This is a genomic window from Bacillus sp. DHT2, assembly GCF_026241455.1.
Taxonomy (GTDB): domain Bacteria; phylum Bacillota; class Bacilli; order Bacillales; family Bacillaceae_G; genus Bacillus_A; species Bacillus_A pseudomycoides.
On record NZ_JAPHWH010000002.1, the window covers coordinates 78,092 to 93,749 of the forward strand.

The window sequence follows — 15,658 nt, forward strand, 5'->3', positions numbered from 1 at the left end:
AGAAACTCTTTCAAAACACTAATCTTATCATGTATTCACAAACAAATAATACCCCCCACCTTACAATTCAGCAATAGCCAAAAGGTTAGGTGGGGGATAAACTGTCCGTAAAGTTCTAAATCGTAAGGCTTAAGCCCCACTTATTCATGTTTCATTTTATTTCTTCGGCAAGACTTGGCAAATACTCATTCTTTCTTCAGATAAAAATACTTTGGCTGCTTCTTGTAAATCTTGAACAGTTAATCCCTCTAAAACGGACAGAGCATCAAACAAACTAGATTCATTAAACGCATACCTTGTGAATTGATTTGCAATATATTCAGGTGAGTTAAGCGATCGTAAAAAGCCGCCAATTTTCTTTTTCTTTACACGCTCTAACGCATTCTCATCTAATTCATTATAATTAGTCTGTAGTAAAACACCTTTTAAACGTTCAGCTAGCTCATCAGGTTGCTTCGTATCACCACCAACCATCGCAAAACCAAAGTTACCTTCTTCTGTATAATCATAAGAGAATGAGTCATCAATAAGTCCTTCATTATATAAAGACTCATAATGAACTGATCCTTTCCCAAATAAATAATCTAAAAGTAATGTAAGCGCGATCTCTTGTTTTAAAAGCTCTTGCCCTTTTTCTTTAAGACCAGTCGCCTTTATGCCTATTAAACATTTCGGTGTTTGAACAGGCATAGAAATAATTTTTTTCTTTTCATTTACTGATTCTGGTTCATCTTCAAACGAACGTACGATTTCTGGTTGATTTTTATAATCTTTTTTCGCCTGTTTTTCACGTACTAAGGTCATTGTTTTTTCTGGGTCAATTGCTCCTACAACAAATAACAACATATTGCTAGGATGATAAAATGTCTCGTAGCACTCATACAATAAGTCTTTTGTAATTTTACTAATGGACTCAATTGTTCCTGCAATATCAATTTTAATTGGGTGTTTGACAAATAAACTATCGATTAAGCCAAAATACAAACGCCAATCCGGGTTATCTTGATACATTTGAATCTCTTGACCAATAATTCCCTTTTCCTTTTCAACTGTTTTTTCAGAGAAATAAGGTTCCTGAACAAAATTTAATAATGTATTTAAATTTTGTTCTACATTTGATGTACATGAAAACAAGTACGCTGTTCTCGTAAATGATGTAAACGCATTCGCAGAAGCGCCTTGTTTACTAAACAACTGAAACGCATCATGATCTTCTTTTTCAAACAATTTGTGCTCAAGAAAATGAGCAATCCCATCTGGCACTCGAACCATTTCTTCTTTTCCAAGTGGAACAAACGTGTTATCAATGGAACCATATTTTGTTGTAAACGTCGCAAAAGTTTTATTAAACCCTTGCTTCGGCAATATATATACATCTAAACCATTTGGAAGCTTTTCATAATAAAGTGTTTCTTTTAATTGTTCATAAGAAATTTTCTCCATCTATTCTCCCTCCGTTCCGTGTAAAAAGTAAATCGTATCTAGCTCAATATTATTGGCAACCTTTACAATTTTCTCTTTTGTAACACGTTCAATTCCAGTTAACCATTCCTCTACTGGACGGGTACGTTCTGCAATGACGCCATGATAAAGCATTTCTACGAAACCACGCGGTGTATCAATTGCCTCTAAAATTTGGTTTTGAATTACACTCTTTGTTTGATGAATTTCTTCTTCAGAAAAGTCACCGTTTTGCATTGCTTTCATTTGCTCTTTAATAATCTCGACTGCTTTTTCATAATTTTTCGCTTCAATTCCCGACATAACAAAGAGAAGACCTTTATGACTTTCAAAACGCGACGCTGCATAATAGGCTAAACTGTTTTTTTCACGTACATTCACAAATAATTTCGAATGTGAGAATCCACCAAATAACCCGTTAAACAGCTGTAGCGCAAAATAATCCTCATCACGGTACGTAATATATGTGCGATATCCGATATTTAATTTACTTTGCTTTAATTCTTGTTTTTCAACAATTTCTTGTTCTTCATTATTTCGCTTATGAAGAATGACATTTTTGTCTTTTGCTGTACGAGGCGCGATTGAAAAGTATTTACCTACTAAGTCAACCGCATCTTCATCTATGTCACCAATGATATATAGATCCATTTCATCTTCCGCTAACACCTTTTGATAATAGCGGTATAAAGTTTCATTTGTAATAGAGGCAACGCGCTCTTTTTGACCATTTGCACTTAAACGATATGGTTCTACTTTACACATTTCTTCTATTAATCGTTCATTCGCATAGCGCATTTTATCATCATATGTAGCTTCAATTCGTTGCACGAGCGCTCTTTTTTCACTTTCTACAATTGATGATAAAAAACCGCTCCCTTCAGTTGCTGGGTGTAATACAATATCAGACAGCATAGACAGTGCTTTTTCAAACAACGGCGGTGCATCTTGTAAATATGTTTCGTTGGCAATATCCACATAAATAGAGATGATATGATCTTCCCCTTTTTTACTTACATCTACCGCCAGAGAAGAACCGTACAACTCCTCTAAATATTGGCGAAGACGAATTACAGATGGCAGTTTTTCTGTTGCACTTTGCAATACATATGGTAATAAAGCACGCTCTGTCACCGTTTCTTCATTTAAAGGTGCTTTAAGGCGAAATACAAATGTATTTGTTTTATATTTATCTGTCGGAATCATATGTACACGTAAACCACCTAGTTCATGCATTTGCTGTTCCATCAGTTTCATTTTATAGCCCTCCTTTACGTATGTAGGAATATTCCTCTTCAATATACAGTTTTTAGAAAAGAAAAATCAACTTTTCTCCCTTACATACTTTTCCCTCAAACAGTTTACTAATTAAAAAGAGAAAGTAATTTTCTGTATTAAACATATTCTATGTAAAAAAGCCCGCACTAATGTGCGAGCTTTTTCCATACTTGTAAAACGCTTATCTTTTTCCTTTTTCATAGGGTGTTCCAAGTGCCTTTGGAGCTTCTGAACGTCCTACAAAACCAACAAGCGCTAAAATTGTGAACACATATGGTAATATCGCTAAGAAAACACTCGGAATTTCTTTTAATACAGGGATTGTACCACCAGTTACCCCTAGTGATTGTGCAAATCCAAAGAATAAAGCAGCTCCTAGTGCACCAATTGGGTTCCATTTCCCAAAGATCATAGCAGCTAACGCTAAGAAACCTTGTCCCGTAATCGTTGCACCTGAGAAGTTGTTTGAGATTGACAGTGCAAAGGTTGCACCGCCTACTCCAGCAAACATCCCTGAAATACAAACAGCAATATAACGCATTTTATATACATTAATCCCCATTGTATCCGCAGCCATCGGATGTTCACCAACCGCACGAAGACGAAGACCAAACGGTGTTTTATAAATAATATACCAAACAACAAATGCTAAAATAATGGCAATATACGATGTTAATGGTACATTTGAGAAAAAGATTTTTCCAATAACCGGAATATCCGACAGTCCTGGAACATCAATTTTCTCAATACGGTAGTGAATAAAATCAGTTTGTCCTTTACCAAAGATTTTCTTAATCGCAAAAACAGTTAAACCAAGAGATAAAAAGTTAATTGCTACTCCACTAACAACTTGATCCGCACGGAATGTAATCGATGCAACTGCATGAAGAAGTGCAAATAATCCGCTACCAATTGCGGCAAATATAAGTGCAATCCAAGGAGTCATAGCCCCCCAAGTATCCCCCATTAATAGCGTGGTAACAACACCAACAAATGCACCAAATAACATTAATCCTTCCAATGCGATATTTACAACACCAGAACGCTCACTAAATACGCCACCTAACGCTGTAAAGATTAGAGGTGCTGCCGTGTATAACGTACCCGTCACAAGAATGGCTAAAACATCTAGAAAGCTCATTTATTTCCCCTCCTTGCTTATGCGCGTAAGTGTCCAGCGTAAAATATAACTACAAGCAACAAAGAAAATAATACATGCAATAATTACATTAATTAACTCAGATGGTACATCTGCTTCAAAGTTCATTTGCGGCGCTGCACTTTTTAAACCTCCAAATAATAACGCAGCAAGTATAATACCAAATGGATTATTCCCTCCAAGAAGCGCTACCGCAATCCCGTCAAATCCAATTCCGGTAAATGTAGCCATCGCTGTCATACTTTGGAACGTTCCAAGCCCTTCCATCGCGCCACCAATACCAGCAAATGCACCCGCAATTGTCATAGATAACACAACATTACGAGACACTTTCATACCAGCATATTGAGACGCTTGTTGGTTAAACCCAACTGATTTCAATTCATAACCTAAAGTTGTTCTATCTAATAAGAACCACATAAGAATCGTAACAAGAATTGCGACAACAATTCCCCAGTGAAGACGAGAGCCATCTGTTAAAGAAGCTAACCAATCTGAAGCTAATGACGCACTCGGCTGAATATCATATGTTTTGTCATTGCCTTCATGTAAAAAGCGTTTAATGATGTCATATGTAACATATAATGCAATGTAGTTCATCATAATCGTTACAATAACTTCATTAACCTTAAATTTCCCTTTCAAATATCCCGGAATAAATCCCCATAGTCCACCAACTATAGCTGCCACTAAAATAGACAATGGAATATGAAGAAAGGCAGGTAATGATACTGCATAACCAAACCAAACAGCAGCAAGCCAACCAACTAACAATTGTCCTTCTACCCCGATATTAAATAAACCTGTACGAAACGCAAAAGCTACCGATAACCCCGCAAGAATAAGCGGAATCATTGTACGAAGCGTCTCTCCAATTGCACTGGGACTTCCGAACATACCAGTCCAAAGTGCACTATATCCAACAATTGGATCATACCCACTAACTAACATAACAATGGCACCAACAAGCAACCCAAATATAACGGATAATACAGGAACTAAAATATTAATCGTTCGCTCCGTTAAAAACTTTTTAGCCATTTGTACTCACCTTCGCTTCCCCTGTTCCACCAGCCATTAAAAGACCTAATTGTTTTTCATTTGTTTCTTTTGCATTAACAATCGCGACAATTTTCCCTTCATAAATAACAGCAACGCGGTCACTCACATTTAAAATTTCATCGAGTTCTAAAGAAAGAAGAAGCACCGCTTTTCCTTTATCTCTCTGTTCAATTAATTTCTTATGAATAAATTCAATCGCACCTACATCTAAACCACGTGTCGGCTGCGCTGCGATTAATAAATCTGGATCACGATCTACTTCACGTGCAATAATTGCCTTTTGCTGGTTCCCGCCAGATAATGCACGAGCTACTGTTTGCTCGCTAGGTGTACGTACATCAAACTGCTCAATCAGCTCTTTTGCCTTTTTCGTTATTTTACTAAAATTTAAAATTCCTTTATTTGAAAATGGATTCTTATAATATGTTTGTAAAACAATATTATCTCTAACGGAAAAATCAAGAACGAGTCCATGTTTATGACGGTCTTCTGGAATATGACCGACTCCTTCTTCCGTAATTCGTCTAACAGGCCAGTTTGTGATTTCTTTTCCATTAATTGCAATAGAACCTGACTCAACTTTTCGTAAACCAGTAATTGCCTCTATTAATTCACTTTGTCCATTCCCATCAATCCCTGCAATACCGACGATTTCTCCTGCACGAACAGTTAAGTCAAGGCCTTTTACAGCAGGCAATTGGCGCACATCATGAACAACAAGATTTGCAATAGAAAGTACATCTTCCTTAGGTCTGGCATCTATTTTTTCTGTTTTAAAATTCACTTGACGTCCGACCATTAGTTCTGCAAGTTTATGTTCATCTGTATTTGCAACGTCAACCGTTCCGATTCCTTTTCCTTTACGAATAATCGTACAACGATCACAAACTTCCATAATTTCTTTTAACTTATGTGTAATAAGAATGATAGATTTCCCTTCTCGCACAAGCTTTTTCATAATTTGAATAAGCTCATGAATTTCTTGAGGAGTTAATACTGCCGTCGGTTCATCAAATATTAAAATCTCTGCTCCGCGATACAGCGTTTTTAAAATTTCAACACGTTGCTGCATACCAACTGAAATATCTTCAATTTTCGCATACGGATCTACAGCTAAACCATATTGTTCTGATAATTGTTGAATCTCTTTTGCAGCTTCATCAATAGCAATTTTCCCTTTTCTCTTCGGTTCATTTCCAAGAATAATATTCTCTGTAACTGTAAAATTATGAACAAGCATAAAATGTTGATGAACCATACCAATCCCGAAGTCATTTGCAATATTAGGGTTTGTAATCTTTACAGGATTCCCTTTAATTTTAATTTCTCCTTGTTCTGGCTGATATAATCCAAAAAGAACGTTCATTAACGTTGACTTCCCTGCACCATTTTCTCCGAGTAAAGCATGTATTTCTCCCTGTTTTACTTGCAGCGTAATATTATCGTTCGCTACAATGCCTGGGAATACTTTTGTAATATTATTCATCTCAATTACGTATTCCATTTTGTTCCTCCTTTTAGCAGGGAACAGTCCCCAATTACACTCTATTAACAGTAATTTTATATATACAAAGGTTAGTTCTAAGAACTAACCTTTGCTATTTCTCTATTATTTCTTAAGAGCAGCTTCGTATTCTTTGTACTCTTTATCAGTAGCAGGTACTTTAATTTCACCAGCAGTAATTTTCTTTTCAAACTCTTCTACTTTTGGTAAAATTTCTGGATTTACTTTTTTCACATTATCAGTTGTTTTCGCAATGCCAACACCTTCATCTTTCAAACCAAACGCTTCTACTTTTCCGCCTTTTAACTTACCATCTTTTGCTTCTTGTGCTACTTTTTCAACCGCAACATCAACGCGTTTTACCATAGAAGTTAGCGTTACGTTTTCAGGCATACCTTCTTGATTTTGGTCACGGTCAACACCGATTACCCAAACATTTTCACCTTTCTTCTTACGGTTTTTCGCTTCAGTAAACACGCCGTTACCAGTACCACCAGCAGCATGATAAATTACGTCTACTCCTTGTCCGTACATTGCTGATGCAAGTGCAGCACCTTTTTCAGGTTTATCAAATGCTTCTGCATATTCAGATACAATCTCAATATTTGGGTTAACAGCTTTAGCACCAGCTTTAAATCCATTCTCAAACTTACTAATTAAATCACTCTTCATTCCACCAACAAACCCAACTTTATTTGTTTTTGTTGACATCGCTGCTACTGCACCTACAAGGAATGATCCTTCATGATCCTTAAATGTAATACTTGTTACGTTCGGTTGTTTTACTACAGTATCTACAATCGCAAACTGTTGCTTTGGATTTTCCTTCGCAACTTCTTCAATTGCTTTTTCTAATTTATAACCAATACCAAAAGATAAATCATATTTATCTTTTGCAAATTTCTTTAAGTTCGGAATATAATCTGCTTCTTTTTCAGACTGAAGGTAACGATAGTTCGTCTTCTCTTTTAGCCCATTATCTTTACCGAATTTTTGTAAACCTTCCCAAGAAGATTGGTTAAATGATTTATCATCAACGCCCCCAACGTCTGTAACCATACCTACTTTAATGCTCTTTCCATCTTTTTTATCTCCACTTGCTTTATCCGAGTTACCACATGCACCTAACACTGTACTCGCCGCTAACGTTAATGATAATAAAAGACCTGTTTTTTTCTTCATACTAGAAACCCCTCCTAAATGATATATGTATCTATTAATATGCTAGTGTCCCCTTCTTCTTGCTGTCACCTCCCTAAAAAGGAACGAATTACATACGTTTTCGTAATACGTGGAAGCTAAATTTATCTGCTCTAAAATAATTAATAGAATATAAGATCGGCTCATCATTTTGATCATAGTGCATTTGTTTTAGAATCAGCAGCGCTGTTTCTGGTTCGCATTGTAAAATTGGTGATATTTTTGGATGATAACCAATTGGTTCAATATGAGCAACCGCGTATGTAATGCGTTTATGCGTGTTATTATGAATAACAGTAAGTAGCGATTCCTCATTATAATCAGACAAATCTGGTAATACTTCTTTTGCCAACTTGTCAATGCAATAGACAACAGGTTCCCCATCTGCTGTACGAACACGCTCAATCATCACAGCCTCAAAGCCTTCATCACTATTAAACTTTTCTTTTTCCTCTTCTGTTAGACTCGTAGTAGATGATGATAAAAAGATTGTTCCCGGTGTTTTCCCCACACTAGAAATCATATCTGTAATACTAGAAAGTTGTTCAATTCCAGAAGAAAACAGCGGTTTTGCATTCACAAAAGTACCAACGCCATGTCTGCGAATAACAACATTTTCCTCTTCTAAAATACGCAATGCTTCCCGTAAAGTCGCTCTACTTACGCCAAGTTCTTTTGCTAAATCAAACTCTGAAGGCAATTTTTGTTTTTCTTTATATGCCCCGCTTTTGATTTTCTCTTTAATATGATCGATCACCCGTAAATATAAGTGTCGACTATCGGATTTAACTGACATAAGACTCCCCCGCATTCCAATTATTCGACCTCTGATGTAAGACTTCTGTTCTCGATTTTCAACCAATACATGACATACCTTACATAACGATACGATAAAATAAAATTTGTCGAATAAATGTTAATAATTTTTCAAAATGAAATTTTCTATCTTTATTTCATAAAAAAAACTTTGCACCCCAACATTCCTCATATAGAGAAAAAGTTAGATACAAAGATCCCTTACATCCTTTGTTACACACTTTTCCCCTCATAGTCCAGCAATTCATGGTTGCCAGGTAGAAACTTATGGACCCTATCTCCAAGATTATATGAGGCAGTGATTCTTTTCGAAGTAATCGTACCACCTGCTCCCATATGTGTCAACACAATTCAACATTTTTTTGCAAGTAATATCGAACATTTTCCAAAAATAATATTGAAAGCATTCGTATTCTAAAGAACTATCATAAATGAAAGCCCTTTCTTCCGTGATAGTTCTAGTATATAACAAAAACTCCATATAAAAAAGCCCAATTGTAAACAATTGGGCTTTTTTATTAAGAACTTTTTTCTTGTATATCTTTAATCAAAACTTCTCTCGGCTTACTACCTTCATAAGGTCCAACTACACCATTCATCTCCATCGCATCAATTAAACGCGCCGCACGTGTATATCCCACTCGGAATCTACGTTGTAACATAGAAACAGAAGCCGTCTGCATTTCTACAACAAGCTGAACCGCTTCATCATATAATTCATCTTCTACTTCTTGTCTTGTTTCTGGTACATCCTGTGGAATCATGTCCTCTTGATATTGCGCTTTTTGTTGTCCAACAACATATTCCACAACTCTTTCCACTTCATCATCTGATAAAAATGCACCTTGTACACGAACTGGTTTCGATGCTCCAATTGGTATGAACAGCATATCCCCTCGTCCTAATAATTTTTCAGCGCCTCCGCCATCAAGAATCGTTCGAGAGTCAGTTTGTGAAGACACAGCAAACGCAATACGTGATGGAATATTTGCTTTGATAACACCTGTAATAACATCAACAGATGGGCGCTGCGTCGCGATAATTAAATGAATACCAGCAGCACGTGCCATCTGTGCTAGGCGCATAATTGCATCTTCTACATCTGAAGAAGCAACCATCATTAAATCGGCCAACTCGTCCACGATAACAACAATGTATGGAAGTTCAGGCTGTTTTGCTTCTGATTGTTCATTATGATGTCTAATGTATTCATTATATCCTTCAATGTTACGCGTTCCGCTATGAGCAAATAATTCATAGCGACGCTCCATCTCACTCACAACTTTTTTCAAAGCTTGTGATGCTTTTTTCGGATCCGTTACAACAGGTGTTAATAAGTGCGGAACGCCATTATATACGTTCAACTCTACCATTTTCGGATCAATCATCATTAATTTGACTTCATGTGGTTTGGCACGCATTAAAATACTAACAATAATACCATTAATACATACACTCTTTCCACTACCGGTCGCTCCAGCTACTAATAGATGGGGCATCTTATTTAAACGTGCTAATACTGCTTCACCAGTAATATCACGCCCAAGACCAATTAATAACTTTTCTTCTGGATGATTATTCGCTTTCGAATCAAGTACTTCTCTAAGCGTTACCATAGAAACCTCTGAATTTGGAACTTCAATCCCTACCGCGGATTTCCCAGGAATAGGGGCCTCAATACGAATATCTTTCGCAGCTAATGCGAGTGCTAAATCATCACTCAAACTAACAATTTTACTTACCTTTACTCCCATATCAGGATACACTTCATATTTCGTAACTGCAGGTCCTTTATGCACTTTCGTTACTTTTGCCTTTACACCAAAACTTTGAAAAGTACGTTCCAACTTACGAGCATTTTCATAAATCTTCTCATTTTCATTTGTAACCTGTTTATTTTTTGGGAACTTCAATATATCGATAGAAGGAAGCTTGTAATCTTTGTTTTCCACATTTGAAAATTGCATTGGAGGAGCTTTTGTTTCTCCTTCCAGAGATTCAACAATTTTTTCTCCTCGTTTCTTTTGTGTTCGTTCTTTTGATGCAGATGGAATCTCTTCCTCTGCCATAGAAGGCGGCGCAATCAACTCATTTGCAATCTCATCTTCACTTTCCTTATCTTTTTCTTCACTAACTGGATAGTTCTCTGTAAAATTCGAAATAATTGGCGGTCCAATTTCTATCTCTTCTAACGGCTCAGTAATTTCTTCTTCGCTATCAAAACGTTCACTACGCGTACGCCTTGTCGTTTTTTTCTTTTCTGTTTGTTCAGCAGTACGTTTCGATCTCCAATCCTTGTAATCCCCTTGCATCCCCTGAAATTGACTTCTGAGTATTCGTCCAACCGGGGCTAACACTTCCCCAATGTGTTTGTTTGTAATGCAAAGTATACCAAGAATAACAAGAATGATACCTATAATGTAGGCTCCTACTTCATCAAACAAAAAGTAACATGTAGCAAACATAAGGGCACCAACCATCCCCCCGCCTAAGTGAACGGACTCTACTACACCTTTCTTCATCTCATAAAAAAATAAATCTTTTGTACTGACAATCACAGATGTATTTTCTACGGTTCCTTCTTTTGAAAGCAAATTAAATAATGTAATATGACTAAACATTACTATTGCTAATACAATTAAATAGACACCGATTAACCGTTTATTTAAAAGGTTTGGCCATGCGCGCTTTATAACAAATGCAATCGATAATGCAATCACACCAAGCACACCAATTATGTACCATTCACCAAAGAAAAAGCGAAAGAAGAAAACAAACGATTTCCCTACAATACCTAGCTGTAAAATTGTAATGATTGAAAGTGCAAAAAGAGTCAATCCGACGATTTCGTAATACAAGGTTGGCTTTATCGTACGTCTTGCTTTTGATTTCGTCCCTCTTTGCTTTTGTTTTGCCATTTCTTCACCCCAAGTCCAAAAATTAAGTACGACTTTCATTCATTGAAAGTATTCTCTACATGTTGTTCATCACATCTTCTAGATCTGTTCATTTGACATTTTACACTTCTTGTAAAATGTCAAATAAACAGAAGAAAGCAGCCTAATCATGGCTGCTCAACCGTCTTGTTTTTTATATTATACCATAGCTTCTACACAAAATCCTGCTTTTTGCTAAAAGGTTATTTTCTGGCCTGGTTCATACTGTAAGTAGTGGGATGGATTTGTACTTAGCACACGAACAACGGAATAATATTGACTACCCTCTTCAGATACAATCATCTCTACTCCATTTACATTCACTATTTTTTGTTGTTCATACTGTGAATAATCAGCCTGATAAACAAGTTGCTCTGGCATAATTGTATACAAAATCATTGCAGCAACTTCCCGTCTTGATTTCCATCTGTTCGCATGTCTATTAATTCATTCAACTTTCGAATCGCATCCCCGATACCACCGACATCATCTATAAGGCCATACTTTACTGCATCTATTCCAATTACATTTGTTCCAATATCTCGTGTTAAATTTCCCTTCGCAAACATAAGCTCTTTAAAACGATCTTCCGTCACTTTTGAGTGTTTTGTTACAAATCGAATTACACGTTCTTGCATTTTATCCAAATACTCAAATGTTTGCGGCACACCAATAACAAGACCCGTCAGACGAACTGGATGAATCGTCATCGTTGCAGTTTCAGCAATAAACGAATAATCTGTTGACACTGCAATTGGCACACCTATCGAGTGCCCTCCACCTAAAACCAAAGATACAGTTGGCTTCGATAATGAAGCTACCATTTCAGAGATTGCCAACCCAGCTTCAACATCACCACCAACAGTATTTAGCAATAAAAGTAACCCTTCAATTTTTGGATTTTGCTCAATTGCCACAATTTGTGGAATTACATGTTCATATTTCGTCGTTTTATTTTGCGGTGGAAGCTGTACATGTCCTTCTACTTGTCCAACAATCGTTAAGCAGTGAATACGTGATTCATTCATTTGCGGAACATTCGTTTGACCAAGTTGTTGGATTTTTTCTATTACTGACGCCTCTTTTGAATCCTCTTTCGGTTCTGCTTCTTTTTCCTCATTTGTTAAACCATCACGTTCTGTCATGTCGCATCCCCTTTCACTCTTATACAACTATTATTTCTTAAGTTGTAAATTTCATGCGATAGGGATAAAAAAGAAAAAACCACCGATAAAGGTGGTTTTTCTTATACTTCCATGATAATTGGTAAAATCATCGGTTTTCTCTTCGTTTCCTCATACAGAAACTGTCCTAATAATTCACGAATATTTTGTTTTAGCATGGACCATTCAATAGAATACTCTTTAATGGACTGTTCAACAATTGTACGTACAATATCTGTAGACCTTTCGATTAACGCTTCAGATTCACGAACATACACAAAACCACGCGAAATAATTTCTGGTCCAGAGATGATCTTTTTCTCATCTTTTCCAAGCGTTACAACAACGACTAAAATTCCGTCTTGTGATAACATCTTACGATCACGCAAGACAATATTTCCGACATCACCTACACCTAATCCATCAATAAGAACATTACCCGCTTGTACCTTACCAGCTTGCTTTGCCTCTTCGCCCTCAAAAGCAATTACATCGCCCTTTTCTACAATAAAAATGTTTTCTTTCAATACACCAACATCTTCCGCCAAATACGCATGTGCTTTTTGCATACGAAACTCGCCGTGTACGGGTATAAAATATTTCGGTTTCATTAAATTCAGCATCAATTTCAATTCTTCTTGACTACCATGACCCGAAACATGAACTTTTCTTTCTCCATAATAAACAACTTCTGCACCAGCCCTAAATAATAAATCAATAATTTTAGATACTGATATTTCATTTCCCGGAATTGGAGAAGCTGCAATGATAACTGTGTCTCCTTTACGGATTGAAATTTGTTTATGAGCTTGCTTTGCCATTCTTGAAAGAGCTGCCATCGGTTCCCCTTGACTACCAGTTGTTAAAATCGCTACCTTCTTCTCCGGGAAATTATCTACCTCTTGCAATGAAATAACCATACCATCTGGAACGTCTAAATATCCAAGACGCCTTGCAATATCTACCACTTTTACCATACTACGACCTACAACGGCCACTTTACGGCCTGTTTCAGCAGCTGCATCAAATACTTGTTGAATACGATGTACATTAGATGCGAAAGAAGCAACGATGATACGTCCTTCTGCATTATAAAATACTTTTGAAATTTCTATACCAACTTCTTTTTCAGACCCCGTGTAACCAGGACGTTCAGCATTTGTACTATCTGATAACAGACAAAGAACGCCTTCATTTCCAATTTGCGCCATCTTTCCAAGATCTGCCCCACTGTTGCCAATTGGTGTTTGGTCAAATTTAAAATCTCCTGTATATACAATGGCTCCTTGTGATGTATGGAAGCACACACCAACAGAATCTGGGATACTGTGTGTTGTTCCAAAGAAGGAAACCGTTGTCGTATTAAATTCTACAGCCGAATTCGAATCAATTGTTTTTAAGTCTACACGGCCTAGCATTCCCGCTTCACCGAGTTTTTCTTGTATAAGACCTACCGTTAACTTCGTTGCATACACCGGGATGGAAAGTTTGCGCAGCACATAAACAATTCCACCAATATGATCTTCATGACCATGTGTAATAAATAAACCTTTTACTCGCTCTTGATTTTCTACTAAATATGTAATGTCAGGGATAACAATATCAATTCCAAACATTTCGTCTCCCGGGAACATCAATCCTGCATCCACAATAAAAATTTCGGAATCAATTTCCACACAATACATATTTTTCCCGATTTCACCTACTCCACCAAGAGCAAATACCTTTACAGAATCAATCTCTTTTCTCTTCATGTTGTTGCCTGGTTTAAAAATCTTACAAACACTGATTTCACTAAAATCGTAGAGACACCAGGGAAGCTCTACAACCACCATATATTCACCGTCCAAGACGAATGTCCTTACCGTTATGCGATATCATGTTCTTGTTCGTTTTTTAAACCAGGTTTCACCTCTCTTTCATTATATAAATCAAATATCTTATGCGATATGATATAAAAATTCCGTTAAACCATAATTTTTTCCAATTTTGCTAAGCATACCCGTACTAAGCTACTTAGCCATATTATAACTGATACCAGAAATAGAACACAAGTTAATTTGCGAGAAAGAGAAGAGAAGCATAGAAATTTTATATAAATTAAACTACCCCCACCTTCACTTCGTTTAGAGGAGGGGTCTTCTCGGTTAAAATGATAAATAAAAAATGGCCTAGTTTTTACTAAGCCATTTTTTATTTAGCGAGGAATCGATTGGATTACTTCTTGTAATGTTAATCGTTCTTCTTCTGTTAATGGAAGAAGTGGAAGACGTACAGATCCTACGTCTAATCCAACCATTTGTAATGCTGTTTTGACTGGAGTTGGGCTCGGCGCCATAAATAATGCATTTGTCACTTTGACAAGTAACTGATGCAATTTCTGTGCTTTTTTGAAATCTCCTGCTTGGAATGCCGCAATCATTTCTTGCATTTCATTTCCAATCACATGAGATGCAACAGAAATAATACCTTTAGCTCCAACTGCCATAGCTGGTAACGTTAAACCATCATCACCGCTGTATACAGCAAAGTCGTCCGCTGTTTTTTCAATAATTTCTGTCATTGTTAATACATCGCCGCCAGCATCTTTAATTGCAACAATGTTTTGTATTTCTGATAAACGAACAACTGTATCAACGGAGATTTGTACAATAGATCGTCCTGGAACATTATATAGCATAACCGGAAGTTCTGTACTTTCAGCAATTGTTTTAAAATGCTGATACATGCCTTCTTGACTCGGTTTATTATAATACGGCGCCACTAACATAATTGCATCGACACCAACTTCTGTAGCTTTCTTCGTTAATTCGATAGAAGCATGTGTATTATTACTACCTGTTCCAGCGATTACGGGCACCCTTTTATCGACAACAGATACAACATGGCGATATAACGCTACTTTTTCTTCTGATGACAATGTAGGAGACTCTCCGGTTGTTCCTCCTACCACGATTGCTGTTGTACCGTTATCAATTAAATAATTTACCAATTTAGTTGTCTTTGCAAAATCGACGTTTCCATTTTTATCAAACGGTGTTACCATCGCTGTCGCAATTGTCCCAAAATCTATCATGGT

The 15,658-nt window shown here is 36.7% G+C and carries 12 protein-coding genes and 1 riboswitch; all 12 genes read right to left on the reverse strand.

Features of this window, described 5'->3' with window-relative positions:
* Nucleotides 1-156: 156 nt before the first annotated feature.
* Nucleotides 157-1,443: an EF-P 5-aminopentanol modification-associated protein YfmH gene (gene yfmH, locus ORL93_RS05370; protein WP_265958775.1), complete on the reverse strand. Its 1,287-nt coding sequence runs from the start codon at nt 1,441-1,443 to the stop codon at nt 157-159.
* A complete protein-coding gene (gene yfmF, locus ORL93_RS05375; protein WP_003199395.1) occupies nt 1,444-2,718 on the reverse strand; it encodes an EF-P 5-aminopentanol modification-associated protein YfmF in 1,275 nt (424 codons plus the stop codon). It lies immediately after the preceding gene.
* A gap of 202 nt (nt 2,719-2,920) precedes the next feature.
* Nucleotides 2,921-3,880: an ABC transporter permease gene (locus ORL93_RS05380; protein ID WP_003199393.1), complete on the reverse strand. Its 960-nt coding sequence runs from the start codon at nt 3,878-3,880 to the stop codon at nt 2,921-2,923.
* Nucleotides 3,881-4,939 carry an ABC transporter permease gene (locus ORL93_RS05385; RefSeq protein WP_018764690.1) on the reverse strand — a complete coding sequence of 353 codons (1,059 nt, stop codon included), beginning with the start codon at nt 4,937-4,939 and terminating at the stop codon, nt 3,881-3,883.
* Entirely contained in the window at nt 4,932-6,464 is a 1,533-nt protein-coding gene (locus ORL93_RS05390; protein WP_003199388.1) for an ABC transporter ATP-binding protein, read from the reverse strand. The genes ORL93_RS05385 and ORL93_RS05390 overlap by 8 nt, the downstream gene beginning before the upstream one ends.
* A 105-nt stretch (nt 6,465-6,569) precedes the next feature.
* A complete protein-coding gene (locus ORL93_RS05395; protein ID WP_003199386.1) occupies nt 6,570-7,646 on the reverse strand; it encodes a BMP family lipoprotein in 1,077 nt (358 codons plus the stop codon).
* Nucleotides 7,647-7,734: 88 nt separating this feature from the next.
* Nucleotides 7,735-8,460 (reverse strand): GntR family transcriptional regulator, encoded by a 726-nt coding sequence (locus ORL93_RS05400; RefSeq protein ID WP_000114183.1) that lies wholly within the window; start codon nt 8,458-8,460, stop codon nt 7,735-7,737.
* A gap of 232 nt (nt 8,461-8,692) precedes the next feature.
* A riboswitch (purine riboswitch) is annotated at nt 8,693-8,794 on the reverse strand.
* Nucleotides 8,795-8,998: 204 nt separating this feature from the next.
* Nucleotides 8,999-11,398 (reverse strand): DNA translocase FtsK, encoded by a 2,400-nt coding sequence (locus ORL93_RS05405; protein ID WP_098161149.1) that lies wholly within the window; start codon nt 11,396-11,398, stop codon nt 8,999-9,001.
* 213 nt (nt 11,399-11,611) lie between these two features.
* A complete protein-coding gene (locus ORL93_RS05410; RefSeq protein WP_018782288.1) occupies nt 11,612-11,815 on the reverse strand; it encodes a YlzJ-like family protein in 204 nt (67 codons plus the stop codon).
* Complete coding sequence (locus tag ORL93_RS05415) at nt 11,812-12,561, reverse strand: ClpP family protease (protein WP_003203721.1); 750 nt, start codon at nt 12,559-12,561, stop codon at nt 11,812-11,814. Before ORL93_RS05415 ends, ORL93_RS05410 begins: the two co-directional genes overlap by 4 nt.
* A gap of 101 nt (nt 12,562-12,662) precedes the next feature.
* Nucleotides 12,663-14,333: a ribonuclease J gene (locus ORL93_RS05420; RefSeq protein ID WP_006095695.1), complete on the reverse strand. Its 1,671-nt coding sequence runs from the start codon at nt 14,331-14,333 to the stop codon at nt 12,663-12,665.
* A 443-nt stretch (nt 14,334-14,776) separates the two neighbouring features.
* On the reverse strand, nt 14,777-15,655 hold the full coding sequence (gene dapA, locus ORL93_RS05425) for a 4-hydroxy-tetrahydrodipicolinate synthase (RefSeq protein ID WP_003203717.1): 879 nt from the start codon (nt 15,653-15,655) through the stop codon (nt 14,777-14,779).
* Between the last annotated feature and the right edge of the window lie 3 nt (nt 15,656-15,658).

Coding starts and splice junctions, on each gene's coding strand:
- yfmH (WP_265958775.1), bottom strand. CDS start 1,443: ATGGAGAAAATTTCTTATGAACAATTAAAAGAAACACTTTATTATGAA.
- yfmF (WP_003199395.1), bottom strand. CDS start 2,718: ATGAAACTGATGGAACAGCAAATGCATGAACTAGGTGGTTTACGTGTA.
- ORL93_RS05380 (WP_003199393.1), bottom strand. CDS start 3,880: ATGAGCTTTCTAGATGTTTTAGCCATTCTTGTGACGGGTACGTTATAC.
- ORL93_RS05385 (WP_018764690.1), bottom strand. CDS start 4,939: ATGGCTAAAAAGTTTTTAACGGAGCGAACGATTAATATTTTAGTTCCT.
- ORL93_RS05390 (WP_003199388.1), bottom strand. CDS start 6,464: ATGGAATACGTAATTGAGATGAATAATATTACAAAAGTATTCCCAGGC.
- ORL93_RS05395 (WP_003199386.1), bottom strand. CDS start 7,646: ATGAAGAAAAAAACAGGTCTTTTATTATCATTAACGTTAGCGGCGAGT.
- ORL93_RS05400 (WP_000114183.1), bottom strand. CDS start 8,460: ATGTCAGTTAAATCCGATAGTCGACACTTATATTTACGGGTGATCGAT.
- ORL93_RS05405 (WP_098161149.1), bottom strand. CDS start 11,398: ATGGCAAAACAAAAGCAAAGAGGGACGAAATCAAAAGCAAGACGTACG.
- ORL93_RS05410 (WP_018782288.1), bottom strand. CDS start 11,815: ATGATTTTGTATACAATTATGCCAGAGCAACTTGTTTATCAGGCTGAT.
- ORL93_RS05415 (WP_003203721.1), bottom strand. CDS start 12,561: ATGACAGAACGTGATGGTTTAACAAATGAGGAAAAAGAAGCAGAACCG.
- ORL93_RS05420 (WP_006095695.1), bottom strand. CDS start 14,333: ATGAAGAGAAAAGAGATTGATTCTGTAAAGGTATTTGCTCTTGGTGGA.
- dapA (WP_003203717.1), bottom strand. CDS start 15,655: ATGATAGATTTTGGGACAATTGCGACAGCGATGGTAACACCGTTTGAT.